At 72.5% G+C, this 24,767-nt stretch carries 25 protein-coding genes and 1 pseudogene; 18 read left to right on the forward strand and 8 right to left on the reverse strand.

All coding sequences use genetic code 11. The annotated features are described in order from the left end of the window. Nucleotides 1–16 precede the first annotated feature (16 nt). Nucleotides 17–640 (forward strand): uracil phosphoribosyltransferase, encoded by a 624-nt coding sequence (upp, locus tag DFJ66_RS27725; RefSeq protein WP_121225262.1) that lies wholly within the window; start codon nucleotides 17–19, stop codon nucleotides 638–640. 51 nt (nucleotides 641–691) lie between these two features. Here upp and DFJ66_RS27730 read toward each other — a convergent pair whose 3' ends face one another. Further along, the gene (locus DFJ66_RS27730) at nucleotides 692–1,534 is read right to left on the reverse strand and encodes an NAD(P)H-binding protein (protein ID WP_121225264.1); all 843 of its coding nucleotides are present in this window, start codon (nucleotides 1,532–1,534) and stop codon (nucleotides 692–694) included. 223 nt (nucleotides 1,535–1,757) lie between these two features. Between DFJ66_RS27730 and DFJ66_RS27735 the strand changes: the two genes are divergently transcribed. After that, nucleotides 1,758–3,035: a glycoside hydrolase family 18 protein gene (locus DFJ66_RS27735; RefSeq protein ID WP_121225266.1), complete on the forward strand. Its 1,278-nt coding sequence runs from the start codon at nucleotides 1,758–1,760 to the stop codon at nucleotides 3,033–3,035. Between the two features lie 93 nt (nucleotides 3,036–3,128). Here the strand turns inward: DFJ66_RS27735 and DFJ66_RS27740 are convergent, their stop codons facing one another. After that, a complete protein-coding gene (locus tag DFJ66_RS27740) occupies nucleotides 3,129–3,725 on the reverse strand; it encodes a TetR/AcrR family transcriptional regulator (protein WP_121225268.1) in 597 nt (198 codons plus the stop codon). 74 nt (nucleotides 3,726–3,799) lie between these two features. Between DFJ66_RS27740 and DFJ66_RS27745 the strand changes: the two genes are divergently transcribed. The 8 genes from DFJ66_RS27745 (at nucleotide 3,800) to DFJ66_RS27780 (ending at nucleotide 9,427) form a co-directional block, all read left to right on the forward strand. Then, entirely contained in the window at nucleotides 3,800–4,006 is a 207-nt protein-coding gene (locus DFJ66_RS27745) for a type II toxin-antitoxin system VapB family antitoxin (protein WP_015105038.1), read from the forward strand. Between the two features lie 337 nt (nucleotides 4,007–4,343). Beyond that, nucleotides 4,344–4,727, forward strand: a complete 384-nt coding sequence (locus DFJ66_RS27750) for a type II toxin-antitoxin system death-on-curing family toxin (RefSeq protein ID WP_121225270.1) — start codon at nucleotides 4,344–4,346, stop codon at nucleotides 4,725–4,727. A 407-nt stretch (nucleotides 4,728–5,134) separates the two neighbouring features. After that, nucleotides 5,135–5,320 (forward strand): hypothetical protein, encoded by a 186-nt coding sequence (locus tag DFJ66_RS27755; protein ID WP_121225272.1) that lies wholly within the window; start codon nucleotides 5,135–5,137, stop codon nucleotides 5,318–5,320. Nucleotides 5,321–5,354: 34 nt separating this feature from the next. Then, nucleotides 5,355–6,071: a hypothetical protein gene (locus DFJ66_RS27760; protein WP_121225274.1), complete on the forward strand. Its 717-nt coding sequence runs from the start codon at nucleotides 5,355–5,357 to the stop codon at nucleotides 6,069–6,071. 28 nt (nucleotides 6,072–6,099) lie between these two features. Further along, nucleotides 6,100–7,011 carry a DUF6895 family protein gene (locus DFJ66_RS27765; protein ID WP_121225276.1) on the forward strand — a complete coding sequence of 304 codons (912 nt, stop codon included), beginning with the start codon at nucleotides 6,100–6,102 and terminating at the stop codon, nucleotides 7,009–7,011. Nucleotides 7,012–7,030: 19 nt separating this feature from the next. Continuing rightward, nucleotides 7,031–8,032: a serine hydrolase domain-containing protein gene (locus DFJ66_RS27770; protein WP_121225278.1), complete on the forward strand. Its 1,002-nt coding sequence runs from the start codon at nucleotides 7,031–7,033 to the stop codon at nucleotides 8,030–8,032. 61 nt (nucleotides 8,033–8,093) lie between these two features. Next, nucleotides 8,094–8,477, forward strand: a complete 384-nt coding sequence (locus DFJ66_RS27775; protein ID WP_121225280.1) for a MerR family transcriptional regulator — start codon at nucleotides 8,094–8,096, stop codon at nucleotides 8,475–8,477. 44 nt (nucleotides 8,478–8,521) lie between these two features. Continuing rightward, nucleotides 8,522–9,427: an aldo/keto reductase gene (locus DFJ66_RS27780; protein ID WP_121231828.1), complete on the forward strand. Its 906-nt coding sequence runs from the start codon at nucleotides 8,522–8,524 to the stop codon at nucleotides 9,425–9,427. Between the two features lie 6 nt (nucleotides 9,428–9,433). Here DFJ66_RS27780 and DFJ66_RS27785 read toward each other — a convergent pair whose 3' ends face one another. Further along, nucleotides 9,434–9,952, reverse strand: a complete 519-nt coding sequence (locus DFJ66_RS27785; RefSeq protein WP_121225282.1) for an RBBP9/YdeN family alpha/beta hydrolase — start codon at nucleotides 9,950–9,952, stop codon at nucleotides 9,434–9,436. A gap of 4 nt (nucleotides 9,953–9,956) precedes the next feature. After that, nucleotides 9,957–10,409 (reverse strand): flavodoxin family protein, encoded by a 453-nt coding sequence (locus tag DFJ66_RS27790; RefSeq protein ID WP_121231830.1) that lies wholly within the window; start codon nucleotides 10,407–10,409, stop codon nucleotides 9,957–9,959. Nucleotides 10,410–10,694: 285 nt separating this feature from the next. On the opposite strand from DFJ66_RS27790, the gene DFJ66_RS43020 reads away from it, so the two are divergent. After that, a complete protein-coding gene (locus tag DFJ66_RS43020) occupies nucleotides 10,695–10,856 on the forward strand; it encodes a hypothetical protein (protein WP_170199694.1) in 162 nt (53 codons plus the stop codon). Between the two features lie 21 nt (nucleotides 10,857–10,877). On the opposite strand, the pseudogene DFJ66_RS27795 reads toward DFJ66_RS43020, so the two are convergent. Then, nucleotides 10,878–11,081: pseudogene (locus tag DFJ66_RS27795) on the reverse strand (flavodoxin family protein); the annotation flags it as partial. Nucleotides 11,082–11,234: 153 nt separating this feature from the next. On the opposite strand from DFJ66_RS27795, the gene DFJ66_RS27800 reads away from it, so the two are divergent. After that, nucleotides 11,235–11,534, forward strand: coding sequence for a hypothetical protein (locus DFJ66_RS27800; RefSeq protein WP_246029928.1), 300 nt, complete (start codon nucleotides 11,235–11,237; stop codon nucleotides 11,532–11,534). Between the two features lies 1 nt (nucleotide 11,535). Here DFJ66_RS27800 and DFJ66_RS27805 read toward each other — a convergent pair whose 3' ends face one another. The 3 genes from DFJ66_RS27805 to DFJ66_RS27815 all read right to left on the reverse strand — a co-directional run bounded on the left by DFJ66_RS27805 (nucleotide 11,536) and on the right by DFJ66_RS27815 (nucleotide 16,572). Then, on the reverse strand, nucleotides 11,536–13,173 hold the full coding sequence (locus DFJ66_RS27805) for a phospho-sugar mutase (RefSeq protein WP_121225286.1): 1,638 nt from the start codon (nucleotides 13,171–13,173) through the stop codon (nucleotides 11,536–11,538). After that, nucleotides 13,170–13,985: a purine-nucleoside phosphorylase gene (locus tag DFJ66_RS27810; RefSeq protein ID WP_211351347.1), complete on the reverse strand. Its 816-nt coding sequence runs from the start codon at nucleotides 13,983–13,985 to the stop codon at nucleotides 13,170–13,172. The genes DFJ66_RS27805 and DFJ66_RS27810 overlap by 4 nt, the downstream gene beginning before the upstream one ends. A gap of 916 nt (nucleotides 13,986–14,901) precedes the next feature. Next, nucleotides 14,902–16,572 carry a serine/threonine-protein kinase gene (locus DFJ66_RS27815; RefSeq protein WP_121225288.1) on the reverse strand — a complete coding sequence of 557 codons (1,671 nt, stop codon included), beginning with the start codon at nucleotides 16,570–16,572 and terminating at the stop codon, nucleotides 14,902–14,904. A 113-nt stretch (nucleotides 16,573–16,685) separates the two neighbouring features. On the opposite strand from DFJ66_RS27815, the gene DFJ66_RS27820 reads away from it, so the two are divergent. The 6 genes from DFJ66_RS27820 (at nucleotide 16,686) to DFJ66_RS27845 (ending at nucleotide 24,708) form a co-directional block, all read left to right on the forward strand. Continuing rightward, entirely contained in the window at nucleotides 16,686–18,455 is a 1,770-nt protein-coding gene (locus DFJ66_RS27820; protein ID WP_121225290.1) for a methylmalonyl-CoA mutase family protein, read from the forward strand. Beyond that, complete coding sequence (scpA, locus tag DFJ66_RS27825) at nucleotides 18,452–20,623, forward strand: methylmalonyl-CoA mutase (RefSeq protein ID WP_121225292.1); 2,172 nt, start codon at nucleotides 18,452–18,454, stop codon at nucleotides 20,621–20,623. Before DFJ66_RS27820 ends, scpA begins: the two co-directional genes overlap by 4 nt. Then, on the forward strand, nucleotides 20,616–21,629 hold the full coding sequence (gene meaB / locus DFJ66_RS27830; protein WP_121225295.1) for a methylmalonyl Co-A mutase-associated GTPase MeaB: 1,014 nt from the start codon (nucleotides 20,616–20,618) through the stop codon (nucleotides 21,627–21,629). The genes scpA and meaB overlap by 8 nt, the downstream gene beginning before the upstream one ends. Nucleotides 21,630–21,660: 31 nt before the next feature. Continuing rightward, on the forward strand, nucleotides 21,661–21,945 hold the full coding sequence (locus tag DFJ66_RS27835) for a hypothetical protein (RefSeq protein ID WP_147459378.1): 285 nt from the start codon (nucleotides 21,661–21,663) through the stop codon (nucleotides 21,943–21,945). A 289-nt stretch (nucleotides 21,946–22,234) separates the two neighbouring features. Beyond that, nucleotides 22,235–23,401 (forward strand): M20 family metallopeptidase, encoded by a 1,167-nt coding sequence (locus DFJ66_RS27840; protein WP_211351349.1) that lies wholly within the window; start codon nucleotides 22,235–22,237, stop codon nucleotides 23,399–23,401. Next, complete coding sequence (locus DFJ66_RS27845) at nucleotides 23,398–24,708, forward strand: amidohydrolase (protein WP_121225299.1); 1,311 nt, start codon at nucleotides 23,398–23,400, stop codon at nucleotides 24,706–24,708. The genes DFJ66_RS27840 and DFJ66_RS27845 overlap by 4 nt, the downstream gene beginning before the upstream one ends. Nucleotides 24,709–24,767: the final 59 nt, after the last annotated feature.

Here is a 24,767-nt window from a genome sequence, read left to right on the forward strand (position 1 = left end):
CACATACTGTCTGACCATGGACGTCCTCGTCGTCGATCACCCCCTGGCCAGGGCACGGCTCACCACGATGCGCGACGCGCGCACCGACAACGCCGCCTTCCGCGCCGCGCTGCACGAACTCACCGTGATGCTGGTCTACGAGGCCACGCGGAACGCCCCGGTCGCCGAGGAGCGCGTCCACACGCCCGTCGCCCGGACCACCGGCTACCGCCTGGCCAACCCGCCGCTGCTGGTGCCGGTGCTGCGGGCCGGCCTGGGCATGGCGGACCAGGCGCACAAGCTCATCCCGGACGCGCAGATGGGCTTCGTCGGCCTCGCCCGCGACGAGGAGACGCTCCAGCCGACCCCGTACATGGAGTCGCTGCCGGAAACCCTGGCCGGGCGGCCGGTCTTCGTCCTGGACCCGATGCTGGCCACCGGCGGCTCGATGGCGTACACGATCCGCCTGCTCACCGACCGGGGCGCGACGGACGTCACGGCGGTGTGCGCGCTGGCGGCCCCGGAGGGCATCAAGCACCTGGAGGACTCCGGCCTGCCGGTGCGCCTGGTGACCGCCAGCGTCGACGAACGCCTGAACGACTCGGGTTTCATCGTCCCCGGCCTGGGTGACGCCGGCGACCGCCAGTACGGCGCGGTCTGACTTCCCGGAGGCGCTGCACGTCCGCGGACGTGCAGCGCCTCCGTCCGAGGGTCAGGGGGTCAGCTCGGCCGCGTGGTCGGCCGCCCACTCGGTCAAGGTCCGCCCGCGCCGCCCCACGACCTCCTCGAACGTTGGCCACACCGTCGGCGGCTCCTCGTTGAACTGCGCGTGGTAGCCCAGGATGTACTCGGCCACGTCGTACGGCAGGCCCACGTCCCGGATCAGGCTCGCCCGCGCCTGCCCGTAGGTCAGCGGCTCGAAGCCGATCTCCCGGCCCAGCCCCGCGCCGATGGCCGCCGCCTGCTGCCGGTTGGTGAGCAGTTCGGGCCCGCTCAACGGGTACGCCTTGCCCGCGTGCCCGTCGTCCAGCAGCGCCCGCACCGCGACCTCCGCGATGTCGGCCTCGTGGACGGGTGCGCCGGGCGCGTCCGGGAAGGCGTGGCGGACCACGTCGTCCTGCTTGATGCTCCGCGCCCAGATCAGCTTGTTGGACATGAACTCGCCGGGGCGCACGTGCGTCCACTCCAGACCGGACGCCTCGATCACCTTCTCCACCGACTCGTGCAGCTCGTAGCTGCCCGGCCGCTGGACCGTCACGGCGTCGCTGGACAGGAACACCACCCGTCGCAGGTCACGCGCCCGGTCGAGCAGGGCGCCCGCCAGACCGGCGGCGTCGTCCGACTCCAGCACCGCCAGCAGGAACACCGCCGTCACGCCGTCCAGCGGCAGCTCCTCCGGACGGGCGAGGTCGCCTTTCACAGTCTCGACACCGGCCGGCAGGCCCGCTTTGTCCGGGTTGCGGCTCAACGCCCGGAAGTCCGCACCCTCCTTCACCAGTTGGGCCACCACGTGCCTGCCGACGTTGCCCGTCGCGCCGGTCACCAGGATCGTCACCCGTTCCCCCTCGTGGGTCGGTATTCAAGTTTGAACACCGGCACGCTAGCGCGGCTCGGGCAGTCGGCGCACATGCAAACTTTTGCACCAACTGTGAACGGCAAGCCGAAGCGGAAGTGGTCGGTATGACCGGATTCGGCCGAACGGCCGTAGAGGTGGTCTAGACCTCAGTCCTACCGTGGTCTGGACCACAGCACCGCCGCCTCCACCCGCGAGGAGAAGCATGTCGAGCAGGAGATGGGTGCTCCCCGCCCTCCTGGCGTCCGCGCTCACGGTGTCGCTCGCGCCGCACGCCGCGGCCCACGACCGGGACGGCGCGCGGACGGTCGGCTACTACACCAACTGGGCCGGGTACGACCGGAACTTCCTGGTGAAGAACCTGGACGACAACGGGACCGCGCCCCGGCTCACCCACCTGAACTACGCGTTCGGGTTCCTCGACGAGACCGGCAAGTGCGTCAGCTCCGACCCGTGGGCCGACTACCAGCGGCCCTTCTCGGCGGAGCAGAGCGTGAGCGGCAAGGCCGACGAGGCGGGTCAGCCGCTGCTGGGCAACCTCAACCAGCTCAAGCAGCTCAAGGCGAAGCACCCGCGCCTGCGGGTCAACATCTCGCTCGGCGGCTGGACCGGGTCCAAGCACTTCTCCGACGCGGCCCTCACGCCCGAGTCCCGCGCGGCGCACGTGAAGTCGTGCATCGACCTGTGGCTCAAGGGCAACCTGGTCGGCACCGCGCCCGGCGCGGCGGCGGGCGTGTTCGACGGCATCGACCTCGACTGGGAGTGGCCCGCGAGCCCCGGCGCGCCCGGCAACGTCGTCCGGCCCGAGGACCGCGCGAACTTCACCGCGCTGCTGGTCGAGTACCGGAAGCAGTTGACCGCGTTGAGCTGGCGCACCGGCAAGCGCTACGACCTGACGGCGTTCCTGCCCGCCGACCCGGCGCAAGCCGACCGCGGCTTCGAGATCCCGAAGGTCTTCGCGCTGCTGACCTTCGCCACCATCCAGGGCTACGACTACCACGGCGCCTGGGACCCGCTGACCAACCAGCAGTCCGCGCTCCGCACGCCCGCGGCCGACCCGACGACGCCGAAGTTCAGCACGCAGGTCGCCATCGACCACTACCTGAGCCGTGGTGCGCCTCGGGGCAAGACCGTGCTGGGCGTGCCGTTCTACAGCCGGGGCTGGACGGGCGTGCGCAACGAGAACAACGGCCTCTTCCAACCCGCCACCGGCCCCGCGCCCGCGACCTACGAGGCCGGGTACGAGGACTACCGGGTCCTGAAGGCGCAACTGGGCAAGTACACCGTGCACCGCGACCCGAAGGCCGGGCACGCGTGGCTGTTCGACGGCACGACGTTCTGGACGTGGGACGACCCCGTGGAGATCAAGCGCAAGGGTCGTTACGTGGCCGAACGCGGGCTGGGCGGCGCGATGATCTGGTCGCTGGACGGCGACACCGCCGACGGCGAACTCATCCGCGCCCTCCGAGACGGGCTGTCCTGACCGGGACGGTCCACCCGGGGTCCGGGGAGGTTTCGCGGCGGCCTCCTCCCCGGACCCCACCCTTTCCCGCGCACGACCTCCAGCCCCTGCCGCTCAGGACCGCTTGCGCCACCCGTCGATGTGCGCCCGGATCGCGCGCTCGTAGGCCGGGGCGATCTCGACGCCCGGTGGCAGGTTCCCGTTGAGCTCCAGGCTGACCAGGCCGTGCACCATGCCCCACATGGCCAGCGCGATGTGCTCGTGCGGCGCGTCCACGAACAGCCCCGACTCCACCGCGCGGCGGACGTTGGCGACCAGCGGCGTGAACGTCTCGGCCGCGGCGGCGTTGGTCTCCTCGGAGGGGGTGAAGTTCGGGACGACCTTGCTGAACATGACCAGGTAGAACTGGGGATCGGCGAGGGCGCTGTCCCGGTAGGTCAGGCCGATCCGGACGATGTCCTCGACGGGGTCGTCGGTCTCCGGCAGCGCCGCGAGCCGGTCCCCGAAGCGCCGGAAGGCCTCCTCGTAGAGGGCGTCCAGGAGTGCCGGTTTGCCGCCGAACAGCGAGTACACGGCCGTGGTGGACGTGTTGACATCCGACGCGAGCCTGCGCAAGCTCAAAGCGCCCGGTCCTTCGGTGGACAGCAGCTCGCCGGCCCGGTCCAGGAGGCGGACGCGCAGGGCGTCGTCGTGGGTCTTCGGTCGTGGCACCGGGGCATTCTATCGCAACAGTGTTATAAAACTCGCTCTAGCCAGTGTGGTATCAGGTTGGTACCGTGCTGGACATGGCGATGACCCTGCGTCTGAGCGACGAGGAGAACCGGCGGCTCGACGAGCTGGCCGCCGCCGAGGGCCGGTCGAAGCAGGAGGTCGTGCGGCTCGCGCTGGCCGAGCGGTGGGCCAGGTTGCAGAAGGAGGAGCAGCTGTCCGAGGTGCTCGGACGCGTGCTCCCGAAGTACCGGGGCCTGCTGGACCGGCTCGGTTCGGCCTGAACGTCCATTCATTCCCGATCGAGTGAAGTGCACTGACGTTCGAACACATGTTCGATAGTCTGGGTTCATGCAGCTCAATCGACGTAACAAGCTCTCGTCCCTCGTGGTCCGGTGCGAACGTGCCCGCCGCCGGTGGGCGCCCCGGTATGGTGCGCCGTTGAAGATCGGGCCGCGGTCGGTGTGCACCTCGGTGCGCCGCGCGGTCGACACCATCCCCGCCGCCAGTGGTGCGGTCGGGTTACACGGACCTGAGGTGGTCGGCGGTGCCGGAGGCATCCCGGACGAGGCGTGGCCGCGCCGAAGTCCCCGCCACTCAGGACAGGGAGCGCGTCAAGCAGTGGTCAACTACCTCGACGCCGGCGACTTGCTCGTGCTGGCGACCGCCGTCACCGGCGGAGATCTGGTCGTGCGCGACTTAGGTCTCCTCGATTCCGCAGCGCACCGGCCCAGGGCCACGGTGCTCGGCGTCGAGGCTTACGACACGCTCTGGCTGAAAGCGTCGGCTCTGCTCGACTCGATCGTGCGCACCCGCCCCCTGATCGAGGGCAACTGGCGCCTGGGCTGGGTGGCGGCGGTGACGCTGTGCGACATCAACGGCTGGTGGATCGACGCGGAGGAGGACGAGGCCCTGGACCTGGTCCGAGCGTTGGGCCGGGAACAGATCGACGTGCCGGGCATGGCGGCCCACCTGGAGGCGTGGAGCATGCCCAAGGACGACTGAGGACCCGACCGACGCGGGCCCGACCGACGCGGGCCCGACCCACGCGGGCCCGACCCACGCGGGGCCGACCGGCGCGGGCCCGACCGACGCGGGGCCGACCCACGCGGGGCCGACCGGCGCGGGCCCGACCGACGCGGGCCCGGCTCGGGGACACGGCACCAGCCACACCACGCCGAGTCCCCGTCCGACCGCGCCCACACACCGCACCTCCGTCGTGCGGTGCCACACCCTGTTCGCGCTGCGTGCTCGGAGTCCTTGGCGCGCAACACTTTCGGGGACCTCGCGTGCCTCGACCCCCGTCACTCACACGGATGGTTCGACCGCTCAACCACCGTCCCCTGTGTTGCACTCGAACCACGTAGTCGGCCGGACACCGACAGCGGTGTCCCGATTCGAGGAGAACCGCGATGGCCCTCCACACCCTCACCCACCCCGTCGCCGGCGCCGAAGCGCGCACCGCCTTCACCGCCCTGATGGCCCCGCCCGAAACAACAGTCAGCGACGCGCCGCTCTACGAACCGCACGCCGTCGGCGGGCTGCTGCTCGGCCTGCTCATCTCCCCGCCCGTGCCGAAGGAGCCCAAGGACCGGTGACCCGGAACCCCCGACGCACCAGAGGCACCGGACGATGACGACCGGCGGTCGCGTCGCCGAGACCTCCCTGGCCGGCGCTGCCGACGTGCTCGCCGGCCAGGTGGTCGACGCCCTGCGCGGGCGGGAGCGGCCCGGGTTGGTGGCGCACGTCGAGGCGTGCGGTGATCGCACCGTGGTGCTCGGGGCCGTGCGGTTGGTCGGGTCCGACCTGTTCGCGCCGCACCTGCTCGCGGACCACCTGCTCGACCCGGGTGACGTGGAGGTCGTGTCCGACTCCTTCGCCTGCTTCCCCGTGGTCCGCGCGCCCGCCTCGCACGAGCAGCACGTCACGGCGTGGCGCGACTGGGCGACCGCGACCGCCCTGCTCCGCCTGGCCGACCCGGGCGAACCCGACCCCGGTCCGCCGGGCGACGCGGAGACCGTCCTGGGCGACCCCGCCGAGTGGCGGACCTGGTCGGTGCACGTCGCCCAGCTCGCCCCGCTGGCCCTGCCCGGACTGGGTGGCCCGGTCGTGGACGCGGTGTTCGGACAGCCGCTGGCCGTGGGCCGAGGCGTCACCCGGTCGCTGCTGCGCCGCGACTACGCGACCGTCGTGCGGCTGGCCCGCTGGACCGCCCTGCTGCACCACGCCCGGATCGACCTCCCGCTGGACCCGTACCTGCTCACCGACCACCTGCGCCTCTACGCGGGCACGGGCGCGCGCACGGCCCTCGACCTCACCATCACCCGCAGGCTGCTGGAGGCGGCGTGACCCCCGCCCGCGGACTTCTGGAGGCGGCGTGACCCCGGCCCGCTCCGCGACCACCGCCCACCACGCGCACGGCCTCGCCACCGCCGCCCTCGACTGGCTGCACACCCACCGCCACCTCGGCGCCTTCCCGCCCGGCGCCACCGACATCGGCGACCCGGACCGCTTCTACAAACCGCTCGGCGAGACCGCGCTGGCCGCGTCCCTGGTCCTGCGCGAGGGCGTGGCCGGACCGGCGTCCCTCGCCCAGGCCCGGGACCTGCTCGACTTCACGTGGGCGGAGTTCCGCGCGGGCGACCTGCTCTACGAGCGCCAACTGCGGCACTGGCTGCTCACCGACCCGCTGGAGACCTACGCCCACTTCGCGCGAGCCGGCCTGCGGCACGACCGGTTGCACGCCCTGCTGGAGCACAGCGCCGCCGTGGGTTCCTCGACCGAGGTGCTGCCGAACCGGGCGCTCGCCGTCGCCAACGCGCGCCGCACCACCGGCGTCGGCGGCGACCCGGACTGGGCCGGCCTCACCCGCGCCACGTGGCTGGGCGGCACCCCCGAGCCCTGGGCGATCGACTGGACGACCGGCTACAGCCTCACCCACACCGTCTTCCACCTCACCGACTGGGGCGCCCGCCCGCACGACCTGCCACCCGACCTCGCGGACTACCTCGCCGCCTGGCTCCCGGTGTGGGTGGACGTCTGGGCCGAGGTGGCGCAGTGGGACCTCGTCGGCGAGCTGCTCATCGTCGGCGCGTGCCTGCCCGAACCCCGCCTGGACCCGACCGAGTGGCAGGCGTTGGCGTCGGTCCAGCACGACGACGGCCTGGTGCCCCGCGACGGCGAGCCCGTCGCCGACGACCCGGCCACCCGGTTCGCCGACCACCAGCACCCGGCGGTCGTGGCGGTGATCGCCGGGACACTCGCCCTGTCCCGCCTGCTCACCGGCTGACGAGCCTGGTCACCGGCCGATGGAGGAGCACCTCACCCCGCTGCTGACCGCCGCACCCGGCGCAACCGGTGTCGCGGTCGCCGCCCGCCGCCGCCACGAGGACACCGTGCTGCTGTCCGGCACGACTGCCCGCGCCGGCGCCCCGCTCACCCCGGGCACGAGGTTCGAGATCGGGTCGCTGACCAAGACCTTCACCGCGCTCCTCCTCGCCCAGATGGTCGCCGCCGGCGAGGTCGCGCACGACGACGACGTTGCCCGCTACCTGCCGCCGGGCTCCCTCCGGATCCCGATCACCCTCGCCGAACTGGCCACTCACACGTCGGGGCTGCCCCGCCTCCCGCCGGGCCTCCTGCGCACCGCGCTGCCGAAGTGGTTCAGCAACCCCTACGCGGCGTTCGGCCCGGACGCCCTGCTCGACGCCCTACCCCGCACGCGAACCAGAACCCGCGCCGCGACCCACGCCCCGACCAGTCCGCGCTACCGCTACTCGAACTACGGCGTCGCCGTGCTGGGCCTGGCGCTGGCCCGCGCCGCCGGCGTCCCGTACCCGGACCTGCTCGCCGACCGCGTCCTGCGCCCGCTCGGCCTGCACGACACCGACTGCACCGACGCCCGCCAGGCCACCGGCCACTGGCACGGCCGCCCGCGCCCGCCGTGGCGCATCCCGGGCCTGCCCGCCGCGGGCGCACTGCGGTCCACCGCGCCTGACCTGCTGCGTTACCTGACCGCCCTGCTCGACCCGGACGCCACGCCGCTGGCCGCCGCCCTGGTCGACGTCGCCCGCCCCCGCCTGGTGCGGCCGGGCACCACCGACGACATGTGCCTGGTCTGGAACCGCCGCGCCCGGCCCGGCCGCACGCTGCTGTTCCACGCGGGTGCGACGCGCGGGTTCACCGCGTTCGCCGGGTACAGCCCCGAGTCCGGCACGGCCCTGGTCGCGCTGGCCAACTCCGCGCCCGGCCTGCGCACCCCGTTCGTCCAACGCTCCTACCTGGCCCTGCGCACCCTCGCGACCCCCTGATCGGCACAACGACCGCGAATCGGGTTGACCTGGAGTGCACTCCAGCTCCTACGGTCGTGGGGTGACTTACTCGATCGCTCAAGCGGCCGAGCGCAGTGGGTTGTCGATCGACACGCTGCGCTACTACGAACGGATCGGGCTGGTCGACCCCCCTGCTCGGGACTCCGGCGGCCGGCGCACCTACAGCGACGACGACCTGAGCTGGCTCGTCTTCCTCACCCGTCTGCGCACCACCGGCATGCCCATCCGGATGATGCGCGAATACGCCCAGTTGCGGCACCGGGGCGCGGCCACCGCGGGCAGGCGCAAGCAGATGCTGTTCGAGCACCGCGCGTCCGTCCGCGAACGCATCGCCGAGCTCCAGTCGTGCCTCGACGTGCTGGAGTACAAGATCGCGCACTACGAGCAGATCGAGCACACCTTCGTGGAAGGGATCACCGCGTGACGTTCCTGGGCACCCTCGAGGTCGGGCCGCAGGGTCTGGGCTGCATGGGCATGAGCCAGTCCTACGGCGTCGGCGACGAGGCCGAGTCGATCCGCACCATCCACCGCGCCCTGGAGCTGGGCGTGACGCTGCTGGACACGTCCGACGTCTACGGGCCGTTCACCAACGAGGAGCTGGTCGGGCGGGCCATCGCGGACCGGCGGGACCAGGCCGTGGTGGCGACGAAGTTCTCCCTCGCCGACCCCGACCGCCGCCCGCGCGGCGACGCGCCCTACGTGAAGCAGGCGTGCGAGGCGTCCCTGCGGCGCCTGGGCGTCGACCACATCGACCTGTACTACCAGCACCGGGTGGACCCGACCGTGCCGATCGAGGAGACCGTCGGCGCGATGGCCGAGCTGGTCGCGGAGGGCAAGGTCCGCCACCTGGGCCTGTCGGAGGCGGGCGCCGCGACCATCCGCCGCGCCCACGCCGTGCACCCGATCACGGCGTTGCAGAGCGAGTGGTCGCTGTGGTCGCGGGACATCGAGGAGTCCGTGGCCCCGACGTGCGTCGAGCTGGGCATCGGCATCGTGCCGTTCTCGCCGCTGGGCCGCGGTTTCCTGACCGGCCAGGTCAAGCGCGAGGACCTCGGCGAGGACGACGCCCGCCGCAACCTCCCGCGCTTCGTGGGCGACAACTACGACCACAACCTGCGGATCGTCGAGGCGCTGCGGTCGCTGGCCGCCGAACGGGGTGTCACGGCCGGTCAGCTGGCGCTCGCGTGGGTGCACCACCGGGGTGAGAACGTCGTGCCGATCCCGGGCACCAAGCGGGTGAAGTACCTGGAGGAGAACGTCGCCGCGGCGAGCATCGAGCTGTCCGCCGACGACCTGAAGGCGATCGAGGACGCCACCCCGGACGCCGCCGGCGAGCGGTACTCGCCCGAGCTGATGCGCCTGTCCGAGCGGTAGGCCTGCTCAGCTCACCGCGTCGAGGAGCTCCCGGCCCGCCGCCCAGGCGCCGGGACCTTCGGCGGCGGTGAGGTGCCCGACGGGTCCGACGTCGACCAACTCGGCGCCCCACGCGTCCGCGAACTCCCGTGCGCGGTCGGGCGTCATCCACCGGTCGGTGCGGCTGGCGGCCACGATCGCGGGGAACGGGAAGGGCGTGCGGGGGATCGGCGCGAAGCCCCGGATGGCGGGGTCGGGGTTGCGCTCGACGTCGGCCGGCGTCACCAACAACGCCCCGCGCACCGGCCGGTCGCCGCCCGCCGCCACCCAGTGCGCGACCGTCAGCACGCCCAAGCTGTGCCCGACGAGCACCGGCGGCTCGACCTCCTCGGCCAACACCTCGTCCAACCGCTGGACCCACAGCTCACGCCGAGGGGTGTTCCAGTCGTCCTGCACGACCCGCCGGGAGACCAGGTCGAGCCCCCACAGCTCCTGCCAGTCACCGGGGTCCGGCCCGAACCAGCCGTCCACGAACACCACCGTCATGGGGTCATTCCATCAGGGACGCGGCAACCGTCGCCCCCAACTCCCAACACCGCTCGAGAGCGGCTTTGTCGACCCCGCCCATCACCTCGACGGTCTCCACGACCGCCTTCCACCCCATGCCGCCGGTGATGTCCCGAATCGCCTTCACCGCGCCTTCGGTCCCTTGGTTGCCATGCACGTACGCCCCGAACGGCCGCCCACGCGTGGCGTCCAGGCAGGGGTAGTACACGGTGTCGAAGAAGTGCTTGAGCGCACCGCTGATGTAGCCGATGTTGGCTGGCGTGCCGAGCAGGTAACCATCGGCTTCCAGCACGTCGGACGCGGTCGCGGTCAGGGCGGGGCGCCGGAGCACCTCGACGCCCTCGATGTCCGGGTCGGTCGCCCCCTCCAGCACGGCCTCGAACAGCTCCTGCATGGCGGGCGACGGCGTGTGGTGCACGATCAGCAGGCGGGGCACGCCGGTCAGGCTGCCGCGCTCCCGGCCAAGGCGCAACCTCGGTAAGATGATCCTGCACGACGCAGGTGATGCTGCGACCGCCATACCGCTGCCCAGCGTGCAGACTGGGGTGAGCCAGCGCTATGACGGTGCTGGCCGGCCGTGTGCTGGGAGAACTGAACATGGCTCGCAATGATCGCCCTCCGTGCTCACCGGCGGGCTTGATTGTTGTGGAGTGCCATGTCAGCGTGGTGGGCAGCCGCAGTTCCGCTCGGTGTGGCGGTGTCCGGTCTGGTAGGTCGTTGGATGGTGCTGCGCTTCCTCCACCGCGTGTACGAGCGTGGCGGTGCGGAGGACCTCAAGGTCGCTGCTGAGGCGCTGCGCCGGACCCGGTCGTGGACCGTCGCTGAGAAGGTCGTGGGCAACAGACGTGCGATCACGCGTCGTGGTGAACAGCAGGTGGAGTAAACGCTACTTCTTCGCGTTGCCCCCGCTGATGTACCCGATGTTGGCGGGCGTCCCGAGCACGAACCCGTCGGCCTCCAACACGTCCGACACACCCGCACCCAACGCCGGCCGCCGCACCACCTCGACCCCGACGATCTCCGGATCGGAAGCCCCCTTCACCACCGCCTCGAAAAGCTCCTGCATCCCCGGCGACGGCGTGTGGTGGACGATCAGCAACCTCGGCACCCGGCCAGGCTGCCGCGAGCACCACTCACGTGCAACCGGTCCGCCACGGGTGACGCCGCCCACCCGATAGCGTGGGAGACGGAACCGACAACGGTGTCGCGCGTCTTGACAGGTGACCGGGAGGGAGAAATGGACACTCGTAGCATCGCCACGATGGACCGGAACAGGCGGATCACGTGGGGTGGTGGCGTCGCGATCGGGGTCGGGCTCATCGGGTTGCCGTTGGTGTTCATCGCGTTGTGGCCGGGGGTCGACCACAGCCCTTGGGACGTCAACACGATGATCCTCGCGCTCGGTGTCTCGTTGAGCACGGTCAGCTACGTCGCCGGACGGATCGCCGTCGCCGCGTTCACGCAGAACCGGGTCAGCCCGCCGACCAGGCGGCCGTACGTGGTGGCGGGCGTTTCCCTCGTCGTCGCGATCCTGTGCCTGCTGATCGCGCTGATGGCCTGACCTACGGCTTGAGCAGCTCCGCGACCTGGGCGCGCAGAGCGGCCAGGCGGTCCGCACCCCGTGCGCGTGCCGCGTCCAGGTCGCCGGACACCGGTTCGACGACCTCCAGGTAGGCCTTCAGCTTTGGCTCCGTGCCGGACGGCCGCACGACCACCCGCACGCCCTCGGCGGTCAGCCGCACCACGTCCGCGTCGGGCAGCAGGTCCTCGAACGCGAAACCCGCGGGCGGCTCGGCGCGCAGCCGGGCCATCAGGGCGCCGATCCGGCTCAGGTCGGTGAACCGCAGCGACACCTGGTCGGTCAGGTGCAGGCCGTGGTCGACGGCGAGCTGGTCCAGCGCGTCCAGCAGCGTCCGCCCGGCCGACTTCAGCCCGGCCGCGAGGTCGCACGCGACCACGGCCGCCGAGATGCCGTCCTTGTCGTTGACGTGCTCGGGGTCGACGCAGTTGCCCAGCGCCTCCTCGTACGCGAACACCAGGCCCTCGCCCGCGCGCACCAGCCACTTGAAGCCGGTCAACGTCTCCGCGTACCGGGCGCCGTGCGCCGCCGCGATCGACTTGAGCAGCGACGAGGACACGATCGTGGTGGCCACCAACGGGTCCGGTTTGTCCACAGTGGACAGGATCAGGGAACCCAGCAGCACACCGGTCTCGTCGCCGCGCAGCATCCGCCACGACCCGTCCCGCTCCCGCACGCCCAGCGCGCACCGGTCGGCGTCCGGGTCCAGCGCGATCGCCAGGTCCGCGTCCTCCTCGGCGGCGAGCTTGAGCAGCTCGTCGGCCGCGCCCGGCTCCTCGGGGTTGGGAAACGCGACGGTCGGGAAGTCCGGGTCCGGCACGGCCTGCGACCGCACGACCCGCACGTCGGTGAACCCGGCGCGGCGCAACGCGTCCACGGCGAACTGCCCGCCGACGCCGTGCATCGGGGTCAGCGCGACCCGCAGGTCACGCGCCGTGCCGCGGGGCAGCGACGCCACCCGTTCGAGGTACTCGTCGACCTCGGCGTCCGACACCGGCAGGTAGTCCTTCGACAACGGCACCGACACGGCCGCCGGCACCGCCGCGATCGCGGCCTCGATCTCCCGGTCCGCGGGCGGCACGATCTGGCCGCCGCCCGCGAGGTAGAGCTTGTAGCCGTTGTCGGCGGGCGGGTTGTGCGAGGCGGTGATCTGGACCCCGGCGACCGCGCCGTGCTTGCGCACCAGGAACGCGAGCACCGGCGTCGGCAGCGGCCCCGGCAGCACCCGCACGGTGAACCCGGCGGCGGCCAGCACCGACGCGGCGGCCTCGGCGAACTCCTCCGACCCGTGCCGCGCGTCCCGCCCGACGAACACCGTGCCGGTGTCGCCGCGGGCGCGCAGCCAGTCGGCGAGCCCGGCCGTGGTCCGGATGACGACGGCCCGGTTCATCCCGTTCGACCCGGCCCGCACCGGCCCGCGCAGACCGGCCGTGCCGAAGGTCAACGTCCCGGCCATCCGATCGGCCAGGTCCTCCACCGCGCCCGGCTCGCCACCCATCGCCCGCGCCAGCACGCCCTGCAACTCGGCACGCGTGTCGGGCGAGGGGTCGTCGGCGATCCACCGGAACGCGGCGTCGCGCAACGCCGGGGTCAGCGTGGTCCGGGGGCCACCAGCCGTCATGCGCGCGCCACCAGCTCACGCAGCAACGTGCCCATCCGACTGGCCGCCGCCGCACCCGCCTCCAGCACTTCCTCGTGGTTGAGCGGCTCACCCGTGATGCCCGCGGCGAGGTTCGTCACCAGCGACAACCCGAACACCTCGACCCCTTCGGCGCGGGCGGCGATCGCCTCGAGCACGGTCGACATGCCGACCAGGTCCGCGCCCAGCGTGCGCAGCATCCGGATCTCGGCCGGCGTCTCGAAGTGCGGCCCCGGCAGACCCGCGTAGACGCCCTCCTCCAGCGAGGAGTCGATCTCACGGGCGATCTCGCGCAGCCGCGGCGAGTAAAGGTCCGTCAGGTCCACGAACCGCGCACCCACCAGCGGCGACGCGGCGGTGAGGTTCAGGTGGTCGCTGATCAGCACGGGCTGCCCGACGAACATGCCCTCGCGCAGGCCACCGGCGGCGTTGGTCAAGACGATGGACCGCACCCCGGCCGCCGCCGCGGTCCGCACCCCGTGGACGACCTTGGCGACACCCTTGCCCTCGTACCCGTGCGTGCGCCCGAGGAGGACCAGGACGTTCTTCTCGCCGACCGGCACCGACCGGACGGTGCCCCCGTGCCCGAAGGCGGTCGGCTTCTCGAACCCGGGCAGGTCCCCCATGGGCACCTCGGCCGCGGGCTCGCCGATGAGGTCGGCGGCAGGCCGCCACCCGGACCCGAGGACAACGGCGATGTCATGCCGAGCAACCCCGGTCCTCTCGGCGAGCACGGCGGCAGCGTGCTGCTCCAGGGCACTGTCTCCGGTGAGGTCTTCACTGATGGCGGTCACGCAGCGAGCCTAATAGCCCGCAACGCCCCCTGCCGCCACACACCCACGCCCCACCCGGCTCCCCGCCTGGCTGCCCACCCCACGCCCCACCCCACGCCCCACCCCACGCCCCGCCCGGCGGCCCCGCCCGGCGCCCTGCCTGACGCCCGGCCCGGCGCCCCGCCTGACGCCCCGCCCGGCGCCCCGCCTGACGCCCCGCCCGGCGCCCCACGCGATGGCCCACGCGGATGCGGTCTCCGGTCGCCGCAGGGGCTGCGTGGCTGGCCGCGCCAGGGCAGGCGCGGCGGGGCGGAGTGCGGCGGCGCGGGCAGGTCGGGGCTGGGTGGGGCGCGGCAGGGTAGGGCGGGCGCGGCTGGGCAGGACGCGGCGGGGCGGGACAGGGCTGGGCGCGGCGGGGGTTGGGCGCGCGGCGCGGCTGGGCTGGGTAGGGCGCGGCTGTGCGCGGCAGGGCCGGGGCTGTGCGCGAAGCGCGGCTGGGCGCGGTGGCGGCTCGGCCTGGGTGGCCTGGACGCGGCGGGGCTGGGCGCGGCGGGGCTGGGCGCGGCGGGGCTGGGCGCGGCGGGTGCGGCGGAGCGGGCTCGGCGGGGCGTGGTCTGGCGGGCGGCGTGGCATCGCGGGTGGCCGGGCGTGGCGTGGCGGATGGCCGGGCGTGGCGTGGCGGGTGTGGCTGGCGGGCGGGTGGCGGGTGTGGGTGGCGGGCGCGTGGCGGGTGTGGCTGGCGGCCGGCGTGGTGGAGTGCGGGTGTGGCGGGCGGCGGGGTGTGGGCGGCAGGGGGAGTGGCCGTGGGGCCTGCGAACGGGGCCGGGGTCCGCGCTCCTCATCTACACGGGACGCGTGAGGGGGCGGTTGGTCGCGGATCCTGTATGTCGCTCGAACGGGTGATCTTCGCCCGACCGCATCCCCGCAGGTCAGGAGCCTAGACTACCGCGAAGGTCGCCGCGATGGGTGTGAACAGCGTGTCCCGCCCCGTCTCCTCCTGCTCCGTCGGGAACACCACCTCCACCACCCACAGGTCCGTCCCCCGCGGCAGGACCCGTGAGTACCGCGACCGGCGCAGCGGCTCCTCCCTCCCGTCCGCCACCGAAGACCGCTCCACCGTCCGGTAGCTGAACTGCACCGCCCGCTCCGGCCCGCCCACCGGCAAGCCCTCCGCCGACTCGACCACCTCGCCGAAGTACATGTCCTCCGCCCACCGCGACCGCACGAAGCCCAGGTAGTCCTTGATCGTCCGCCGCGGGTAGTAGTCCGGGAACCGCTGGACGGTCACCTCGTACACCCCGGTCGGCGCGACCAGGTGCACGACGGTGCTCGGCACCAAACCCTTGTTCGTCCGCTGCTCCAGGAAGCTCGTCCAGTCCGCCCCGACCTCGATGCTGAACTGCGCCCCCTGTTCGCCCTTCGCCGTCGCCGCCGACGCGGTCGTCGGGCGCAGGGACACCGTGGACGAGATCGCGGGCAGCGAAGGGCCGGTCACCTGGGGCGGTGGCAGCAGTGGTGCGCCGGCGAGGGTTCGGGTGATGGCGAAGCCCGCGCTCGCGCCGATGGTGAACAGGACCACCGCGAACACCGCCACCACCCAGAACGGTGAACGCCTTGGCGGCAGGGTGTGGGTGAACGGCAGGGGACCGGGGTCGGCGGCCAGCGGGGTGTCGGCCGGGACCGCCTGCCGCACCACCGGGGGACGGCTGATCGGCACCACCGGCGGGCGACTGATCGGCACCACCGGGCGGGTGTCGTCGGTGTCGGGGAAGACCTCCGTGCCGGGTTCGGGCAGCAGCGGTCGGACGACGCGGCGGACTTCGGACAGGGGCATCCGGGCCGCCGGGTCCTTGGTCATCAGGCCCGCGACCACCGGGGCCAACTCGCCGCACACCGACGCCGACGGGACCTCCCCGTGCACGACCTGGTTGATGGTCTGCAACACGTTCGCGCCCTCGTACGGCTGCTGACCGGTCATCGCGGCGAAAAGGGTCGCCCCCAGCGACCACTGGTCCGCCGCCGGCGACACGGCACCGCCCGCCGCCACCTCGGGCGCGATGAACGCGGGCGTGCCCAACGTGATGCCCCGGCTGGTCAGGGTCGCTTCGGCGACGTTGCGCGCGATCCCGAAGTCGGTCAGCTTGACCCGCCCGTCGTCGGCCACCAGCACGTTGCCGGGTTTCACGTCCCGGTGCGTGATCCCCGCCCGGTGCGCGGCCTCCAGAGCGGCGGCGACGGCGTCCGCCACCACCGCTCCCTGGGGAGCAGAAAGAGGGCCGCGCCGGCGCACCACGTCCGCCAGCGACTCCGAGGGCACCAGTTCCATCACCACGTACGGGTCCCCGTCGACCTGCTGGACGTCGTACATGGTCACCACGTTCGGGTGGGTGAGCTGGGCGACCGAGCGCGCCTCCCGCAGCGTGCGTTCCCGAAGCAACTCCGCCTCGGTGTCGGGAGTGCCCGGCGGCACCAGGACCTCCTTCACCGCCACGTCCCGGCGCAGCACCTCGTCGTGCGCGGCCCACACGGTTCCCATGGAGCCTCGGCCGAGGACGTGGTGCAGCCGGTAGCGGCCGGCGATCAGGCGCTCGGTTTCCACGAGGCTCATTGTTCACCGCGCGAGACAGGCTCAAGGACGCACTGGTAGACACGACTGCACCGATCACGGCGGTGAACCTCACATAGCCGCCGCACTACTGCTGAGTAACACTGCGGAGCATGATGGAGCCGACTGGCGAACTGGCGCTGGCCGCCGAATTCCCTGCCCCGGACCGGGAGCAGTGGCTGGAACTGGTCCAGGGCGTGCTCCGCAAGTCGGGTGCGGAGTTCGAGTCCCTGGTGACCACGACCTACGACGGCATCCGCCTCCAACCCCTCTACACCGCCGACGACACCGCTCCCGCCGCCGGCTTCCCCGGCCTGGCCCCGTTCACCCGGGGCGGCAAGCCGCAGGGCGCGGTCGAGGGCTGGGACGTCCGGCAGCTGCACCGGGTCGCCGACCGCAACGCGGTCATGGCCGACTTGGAGAACGGCGTCACGTCCCTCTGGCTGAAGACACCCAAGGACAAGCTCGACGACGTCCTCGCCGAGGTCTACCTCGACCTCGCCCCGGTCGTCGTGGACGGTGGCGTCGACTTCCGCGCCACCGGCCTGGAGATGCTGCGCATCTGGGACCAGCGCCCGGTGCTCGCGAGCCAGGTCCGGGGCAACGTCGGCGCGGACCCGATCGGCGTCCAGGCGCGGACCGGTCAGCAGGCCGACTTCGCCGCTCTCAAGGACCTGGTCGAGAAGGCCAAGGACTTCCCCGACCTGCGGGTGGTCGTCGTGGACGGCCTGCCGTTCCACGAGGCCGGCGGTTCGGACGCGCAGGAGCTGGGCGCCTCGCTCGCCGCGGGCGTCGCCTACCTCCGAAACCTCACCGACCTCGGCCTGTCGCCCCAGGACGCCGTGCGGCTGCTGGAGTTCCGGTACGCGGCGACCGCCGACCAGTTCCTCACCATCGCGAAGTTCCGGGCCGCGCGCCGGCTGTGGGCGCGGGTCACGGAGGTCGCCGGCGCGCCGAGTCCGCAGCTCCAGCACGCGGTCACCTCGCCCGCGATGATGACCCGCCGCGACCCGTGGGTGAACATGCTGCGCACCACGGTCGCCGCGTTCGGCGCGGGCGTGGGCGGCGCGGACTCGGTGACCGTCCTGCCGTTCGACCACGCCATCGGCCTGCCCGACGACTTCGCCCGCCGCATCGCCCGCAACACCCAGTCGCTGCTGCTGGAGGAGTCGCGGGTGGCGGGCGTGATCGACCCGGCGGGCGGCTCCTGGTACGTGGAGAAGCTCACCGACGACCTGGCGCACGCGGCCTGGGCGTGGTTCCGGGAGATCGAGGCCGCGGGCGGGCTGCCCAACGCGTTCCCGCTGGTCACCGACAAGATCGCGGAGACCTGGGCGCGGCGGTCCGAGAACCTGGCCGACCGCACGGACGCCATCACCGGCGTCAGCGAGTTCCCGAACCTCACCGAGCAGCCCGTCCAGCGCGAGAAGGCCCCGGAGGAGCCGTCCGGCGGCCTCCCGCGCATCCGGTACGCGCAGGCGTACGAAGCGTTGCGGGACGCCGCCGACGCCGCGCCGGAACGGCCGAAGGTCTTCCTGGCCACGCTCGGACCGGTCGCCGCGCACACCGCGCGGGCCACGTTCGCCGCGAACCTCTTCCAGGCGGGCGGCATCGAGACCCCGGCGGCCGGCGCGACCAAGACCGTCGAGGACGTCGTGGAGGCCTTCCGAGGGTCGGGAGCCCGGATCGCCTGCCTCGCGGGCAGCGAGTCCAGCTACGCCGAGCTCGCCGCCCCCGTCGCGGACGCCCTGCGCGAAGCGGGTGCCGAACGGGTACTCCTGGCGGGCAAGAAGTCCGACGCCACGATCGACGAGTACGTCTACACCGGTTGTCCGGCGCTGCGGGTGCTGGAGCACACCTTCGAGTTCCTCGGAGTACAGCGATGATCCCGAACTTCGCCGACGTCGAGCTGGGCGAGCCCACCGCGGCCACCGCCGAGCAGTGGCAGGAGGCGCTGCACCAGACCACCGGCAAGGGACCGGACGCGTTGGTGTGGGAGACGCCGGAGGGCATCGGCGTCAAGCCCGTCTACACCGCCGCCGACACCGAGGGCCTGGACTTCCTGCGCACCTACCCGGGCATCGCGCCCTTCCTGCGCGGCCCGTACCCGACGATGTACGTCAACCAGCCGTGGACGATCCGCCAGTACGCGGGCTTCTCCACGGCCGAGGAGTCCAACGCCTTCTACCGCCGCAACCTCGCGGCCGGCCAGAAGGGCCTGTCGGTCGCGTTCGACCTGGCCACCCACCGCGGCTACGACTCCGACCACCCGCGCGTGGCCGGTGACGTGGGCATGGCGGGCGTGGCCATCGACTCGATCTACGACATGCGCCAGCTCTTCGACGGCATCCCGCTGGACAAGATGTCGGTGTCCATGACGATGAACGGCGCGGTGCTGCCCGTGCTCGCGCTCTACGTCGTGGCGGCGGAGGAGCAGGGGGTGACGCCGGACCAGCTCGCGGGGACCATCCAGAACGACATCCTCAAGGAGTTCATGGTCCGCAACACCTACATCTACCCGCCGCAGCCGTCGATGCGGATCATCTCGGACATCTTCGCGTTCACCTCGCGGAACATGCCGAAGTTCAACTCGATCTCCATCTCCGGCTACCACATGCAGGAGGCCGGCGCGACGGCCGACCTGGAGCTGGCCTACACGCTCGCCGACGGCGTGGAGTACCTGCGGGCGGGCCGGGACGCGGGCCTGGACATCGACGCGTTCGCCCCGCGCCTGTCGTTCTTCTGGGCCATCGGCATGAACTTCTTCATGGAAGTGGCCAAGATGAGGGCCGCTCGCCTGCTGTGGGCGAAGCTGGTCAAGGGTTTCGACCCGAAGTCGCCCAAGTCGCTGAGCCTGCGCACGCACTGCCAGACCTCCGGCTGGTCGCTGACCGCGCAGGACGTGTTCAACAACGTGGCCCGCACGTGCGTGGAGGCGATGGCCGCCACCCAGGGCCACACCCAGTCCCTGCACACCAACGCGCTGGACGAGGCGCTGGCCCTGCCCACGGACTTCTCCGCGCGCATCGCCCGCAACACCCAGCTGCTGCTCCAGCAGGAGTCCGGCACCACCCGCGTGATCGACCCGTGGGGCGGCAGCGCGTTCGTCGAGCGCCTGACCCACGACCTCGCGCACCGCGCGTGGGCGCACATCACCGAGGTCGAGGCGGCCGGCGGCATGGCGCAGGCCATCGACGCGGGCATCCCGAAGCTGCGCATCGAGGAGGCCGCGGCCCGCACGCAGGCCCGCATCGACTCGGGCCGGCAGCCGGTGATCGGCGTGAACAAGTACCAGGTGGAGTTCGACGAGCAGATCGAGGTGCTCAAGGTCGACAACGCGGGCGTGCGCGCCCAGCAGCTCGCGAAGCTCCAGCGCCTGCGCGAAGAACGCGACCAGTCCGCTGTGGACAGTGCGCTCAACGCGCTCACCAACGCGGCGGGCGCGGACGGCAACCTGCTGGAGCTGGCCATCGACGCGGCCCGCGCCAAGGCCACCGTGGGCGAGATCTCCGAGGCCCTGGGCAAGGTGTGGGGCCGGCACTCGGCGCAGATCCGCACCATCACCGGCGTCTACCGCGAGGAGGTCGGTTCGGTGTCGAACGTGGACGCCACCCGGCGGGTGGTCGAGGAGTTCGCGGAGGCGGAGGGCCGCCGCCCGCGCATCCTGGTCGCCAAGATGGGCCAGGACGGGCACGACCGCGGCCAGAAGGTCATCGCGACCGCGTTCGCCGACCTCGGCTTCGACGTGGACGTCGGCCCGCTGTTCCAGACGCCGGACGAGGTCGCCCGCCAGGCCGTCGAGGCGGACGTGCACATCGTCGGCGTGTCCTCGCTGGCCGCCGGGCACCTCACGCTGGTGCCCGCGCTGCGCGCGGCGCTGGCCGAGCTGGGCCGCGAGGACATCATGATCGTGGTCGGCGGCGTCATCCCGCCGCAGGACTTCGACGAGCTGCGCGCGGCGGGCGCGGCGGCGATCTTCCCGCCCGGCACGGTCATCGCCGACGCCGCGGGCGACCTGCTGGAGAAGCTGTCGGCGCAGCTCGGGCATGCCTAGGCCGCTCGACGTCGGCGAGTACGCGAAGGGCGTGCTCGCCGGCGACCGCGGCACGCTGGCCCGCGCCATCACGCTGGTCGAGTCCACCCGCGCCGACCACCGGCGGCTCGCGCAGGAGCTGCTGGTGGAGCTGCTGCCGTCCTCCGGCGGGGCCCACCGGATCGGCATCACCGGCGTGCCCGGCGTGGGCAAGTCGACGTTCATCGACGCGTTCGGCTCGATGCTGACCGAGCAGGGCCACCGGGTGGCGGTGCTGGCCGTGGACCCGTCGTCCACCCGCACCGGCGGGTCGATCCTGGGCGACAAGACCCGCATGGCGCGGCTGGCGGTGGACCCGAACGCGTTCATCCGGCCGTCGCCGACGTCCGGGACGCTGGGCGGGGTGGCCAAGGCGACCCGCGAGACGATCGTGCTGGTCGAGGCGGCCGGGTTCGACGTGGTGTTGGTGGAGACCGTCGGCGTCGGCCAGTCCGAGGTGGCCGTGGCCAACATGACCGACTGCTCGCTGTTCCTGACCCTCGCGCGCACCGGCGACCAGCTCCAGGGCATCAAGAAGGGCGTGCTGGAGCTGGCCGACGTGATCGCGGTGAACAAGGCGGACGGGCCGTTCGAGCAGGACGCCCGCAAGGCGGCCCGCGAGCTGGCGGGCGCGCTGCGGCTGCTGCGCGCGCCGGACGCCGTGTGGAACCCGCCCGTGCTGACGTGCAGCGGGCTCACCGGCGCCGGGCTGGACACCGTGTGGCAGCAGGTCGTCGCGCACCAGACCGCCCTGCGGGACGCCGGAGAGCTGGCCGAGCGGCGGCGGCGTCAGCAGGTCGAGTGGACCTGGGCCATGGTCAACGACCAGCTGCTGACCTCGCTGCGCACGAACCCGGCGGTGAAAGCGCTGGTCCCGGAGCTGGAGCGGCAGGTGCGCGAGGGCGAGCTGACGGCCACGCTGGCAGCCGAACGCATCCTCGACGCCTTCACCGGCCGTGACACGGGCACCGGTTTGGACGACCACTGATCGAGGTACTCATCGGCTAGTCTTGGTGACCATGTGGCGAACTGTGCTCGCGGTGTGCCTCTTCGTGCTGGCCGGAGCGTTCACCGTGACGGGAGTGGCGAACGCCACAGACCACGCGCACGTCGCCGCCGTCCAGCAGACGGACACCGTCTCACCTGGGCCGGACATCAACGCGCCGCAGCAACCCGACACCGGCGTGAACCCCGAGACCCGCAAGAAGTTGTGGATCGGTGGTATCGCGCTGGTGCTGTTCGCCCTCGTTTATTGGCGTAACAAGAAGCGGTGGGACAAGTGGCGGAAGGCCAAGAAGGGCTGACCGCACGGGGGCGGGGAGCCCGGGAGGGCTGAACCGCTCGTCGCCCGCCGCGTCGAACGAGGGCCGCACGTGGGGGTCGCGGTCCGGTCGCGGGCCGCTGGGGCGTCGCTGTATCCCACTGAGTGGGAGCAGCAGGTCGTTATATGGTCTCCTGCTGTAGGAGCGCCTGCTCGGTCTTGATCGGTCTGACCGAAACTCGCGCACCGCTTGGCGCAGCCGCGCGACCGGCCGGCGTTGATCAACGTCGTCGGCGCACGGGCCGTCGAACCGTGATGCAGGATGGACGCAAATGGGTACCGACTTCGAGGTGAGAACGCGCTCGGCCGTCGAGCGGTACTCGAATGCGCTGGTAGAGCTCTCGCACAGCATCCACGCGGAGCCCGAGTTGGCCTTCGCCGAGCACCGCAGCGCCGCCAAGGTGGCCGACCTGCTCGCCGCCGAGGGCTTCGAGGTCGAGCGTGGCGTGGCCGAGCTGGAGACCGCGTTCACGGCCTCGTTCGGCTCCGGGGACCTCGTCCTGGGCCTGTGCGCGGAGTACGACGCGCTGCCCGAGGTCGGACATGCTTGCGGACACAACGTCATCGCCGCCGCGTCCACCGGCGCCGCGCTGGCCCTGCGGGACGTGGCCGACGAGCTGGGCCTGACCGTCCGCGTGATCGGCACGCCCGCCGAGGAGGTCGGCGGCGGCAAGGTCCTCATGCTGGAACGCGGGGTGTTCGACGACGTGTCGTTGTCGATGATGGTCCACCCCGCGCCCTACGAGGCCATCGCCGCGCGCTCGCTGGCCATCACCGACGTCGAGGTCCACTACACCGGCCGCCCGTCGCACGCCGCCGCAGCGCCCCACCTGGGCGTCAACGCCGCCGACGCGATCACCGTCGCGCAGGTCGCCATCGGCCTGGCCCGGCAGCACCTGGAGCCCGGTCAGATGGTCAGCGGCATCGTCACCCGCGGCGGCACCGTCCCCAACGTCGTCCCGGACCGCACGTCGGCGATGTTCGACCTGCGCGCCGAGGACATGGAGTCCCTGCACCGCCTGGAGGACCGCATCAACCGGTGCTTCGAGGCGGGCGCCCTGGCCACCGGCTGCACGCACGAGGTCGTGAAGGTCTCGCCCGTGTACGCCGAGCTCACCCCCGACCCCTGGCTGGCCGACGCCTACCGGCGCGCGGTCACCTCACTGGGCCGCACCCCGCTGAGCGCGGAAGAGGAACGCGGCCACAAGATCGGCAGCACCGACATGGGCAACATCACCCGTGCGCTGCCCGCCATCCACCCGACCATCGCCATCGACTGCGGAGACGCGGTGAACCACCAAATCGAGTTCGCGACCGCCTGTGCCTCGGCTTCGGCCGACCGAGCCGTGCTCGACGGGGCACTCGCCCTGGCCTGGACAACAATCGCCGCCGCGTCCGACGACGCGCAGCGTGCCCGGCTCGTGGGTGGTGCGGCATGACGGTCCTCGACTCGCGCGTGCCGGGCCCGTCGGGTCCCTCCGGGTCATCGGGTTCAGCTGGTTCGTCGGGCGAGGAGGGCTCCGAGGTGCTGTTGACGGAACGCGGGGTCAGCATTGCCCCTGTGGAAGATCCGGGAGCGGGGCGCGGCCCCTCGTGGCTGGACGACTGGCTGAGCGCCAACGCGTCCGAGGTGGTGGCCTGGCGCCGCCACATCCACGCCCACCCGGAGCTGTCCCGCAAGGAGTTCGCGACGACCGAGCTGATCGCGGACGTCCTGCGCTCGGCCGGCCTCAAGCCCCGCGTCCTGCCCGGCGGCACCGGCCTGGTCTGCGACGTCGGCAGCGGCCCGCGTTGCGTGGCCCTGCGCGCCGACATCGACGCCCTGCCGGTCAAGGAGAACACCGGAGCGCCCTACGCGTCCACAGTGGACGGTGTGGCGCACGCCTGCGGCCACGACGCCCACACCACGATCCTGCTGGGCGCGGCCCTGGCCCTGGCTTCGGCCACGGAACTGCCCGGTCGCGTGCGGCTGGTGTTCCAGCCGGCGGAGGAGGTCATGCCCGGCGGGGCGCTGGACGTCCTCGCGGCGGGCGGCCTGGACGGCGTGGAGCGCATCTTCGGGCTGCACTGCGACCCGAGGCTCCCGGTGGGCCGGATCGGCACCCGGATCGGCGCCATCACGTCGGCCAGCGACCTGCTGGAACTGCGCCTGACGTCCCCCGGCGGCCACACCTCGCGCCCCCACCTGACCGCCGACCTGGTGCACGCGCTGGGCACGGTCATCACGGGCCTGCCCACCCTGCTGTCCCGTCGGGTCGACCCGCGCTCGGGGACGGTGCTCGTGTGGGGCGCGGTGCACGCCGGCGAGGCCGCCAACGCGGTCCCCCAGGACGGCGTCCTGCGGGGCACGCTGCGCACGGGCGACCGCGACATCTGGGCCGAGCTGGAGCCGCTGATCAAGGAGCTGACCGGCGCTCTGCTGGCTCCCACGGGTGTGGGCTTCGACCTCCACCACCGCCGGGGCGTCCCCCCGGTGGTGAACGACCGGGAGTCGACCATGCTGCTGCGGGCCGGCATCGAGGCCGCGCTGGGCGAGGACGCGCTGGCGGGGACCGAGCAGTCGTCGGGCGGCGAGGACTTCGGGTGGTACCTGGAGCACGTGCCCGGCTCGTTCGCGCGGCTGGGCGTGTGGAACGGCGTGGAGAAGCAGCGCGACCTGCACCAGCCGGGGTTCGACCTGGACGAACGCGCGCTGCTGGTCGGCGTCCGCGTCATGGTCCACGCGGCCCTGGCGTCCCTGGCCTGACGAGCACCGCACCGCCGCTCGGAGCCGGGAGTGCGGCTCCGCCGGCGGGCGGTGGCTGG

It is taken from the genome of Saccharothrix variisporea, assembly GCF_003634995.1.
GTDB lineage: Bacteria > Actinomycetota > Actinomycetes > Mycobacteriales > Pseudonocardiaceae > Actinosynnema > Actinosynnema variisporeum.

Bases quoted from the DNA above. Each gene is read 5' to 3' on its own strand.
- upp (WP_121225262.1), top strand. From the start codon at position 17: ATGGACGTCCTCGTCGTCGATCACCCCCTGGCCAGGGCACGGCTCACC.
- DFJ66_RS27735 (WP_121225266.1), top strand. From the start codon at position 1,758: ATGTCGAGCAGGAGATGGGTGCTCCCCGCCCTCCTGGCGTCCGCGCTC.
- DFJ66_RS27745 (WP_015105038.1), top strand. From the start codon at position 3,800: ATGGCGATGACCCTGCGTCTGAGCGACGAGGAGAACCGGCGGCTCGAC.
- DFJ66_RS27755 (WP_121225272.1), top strand. From the start codon at position 5,135: ATGGCCCTCCACACCCTCACCCACCCCGTCGCCGGCGCCGAAGCGCGC.
- DFJ66_RS27760 (WP_121225274.1), top strand. From the start codon at position 5,355: ATGACGACCGGCGGTCGCGTCGCCGAGACCTCCCTGGCCGGCGCTGCC.
- DFJ66_RS27770 (WP_121225278.1), top strand. From the start codon at position 7,031: ATGGAGGAGCACCTCACCCCGCTGCTGACCGCCGCACCCGGCGCAACC.
- DFJ66_RS27780 (WP_121231828.1), top strand. From the start codon at position 8,522: ATGGGCATGAGCCAGTCCTACGGCGTCGGCGACGAGGCCGAGTCGATC.
- DFJ66_RS27785 (WP_121225282.1), bottom strand. From the start codon at position 9,952: ATGACGGTGGTGTTCGTGGACGGCTGGTTCGGGCCGGACCCCGGTGAC.
- DFJ66_RS43020 (WP_170199694.1), top strand. From the start codon at position 10,695: ATGGTGCTGCGCTTCCTCCACCGCGTGTACGAGCGTGGCGGTGCGGAG.
- DFJ66_RS27800 (WP_246029928.1), top strand. From the start codon at position 11,235: ATGGACCGGAACAGGCGGATCACGTGGGGTGGTGGCGTCGCGATCGGG.
- DFJ66_RS27805 (WP_121225286.1), bottom strand. From the start codon at position 13,173: ATGACGGCTGGTGGCCCCCGGACCACGCTGACCCCGGCGTTGCGCGAC.
- DFJ66_RS27815 (WP_121225288.1), bottom strand. From the start codon at position 16,572: ATGAGCCTCGTGGAAACCGAGCGCCTGATCGCCGGCCGCTACCGGCTG.
- DFJ66_RS27820 (WP_121225290.1), top strand. From the start codon at position 16,686: ATGGAGCCGACTGGCGAACTGGCGCTGGCCGCCGAATTCCCTGCCCCG.
- scpA (WP_121225292.1), top strand. From the start codon at position 18,452: ATGATCCCGAACTTCGCCGACGTCGAGCTGGGCGAGCCCACCGCGGCC.
- meaB (WP_121225295.1), top strand. From the start codon at position 20,616: ATGCCTAGGCCGCTCGACGTCGGCGAGTACGCGAAGGGCGTGCTCGCC.
- DFJ66_RS27835 (WP_147459378.1), top strand. From the start codon at position 21,661: ATGTGGCGAACTGTGCTCGCGGTGTGCCTCTTCGTGCTGGCCGGAGCG.
- DFJ66_RS27840 (WP_211351349.1), top strand. From the start codon at position 22,235: ATGGGTACCGACTTCGAGGTGAGAACGCGCTCGGCCGTCGAGCGGTAC.
- DFJ66_RS27845 (WP_121225299.1), top strand. From the start codon at position 23,398: ATGACGGTCCTCGACTCGCGCGTGCCGGGCCCGTCGGGTCCCTCCGGG.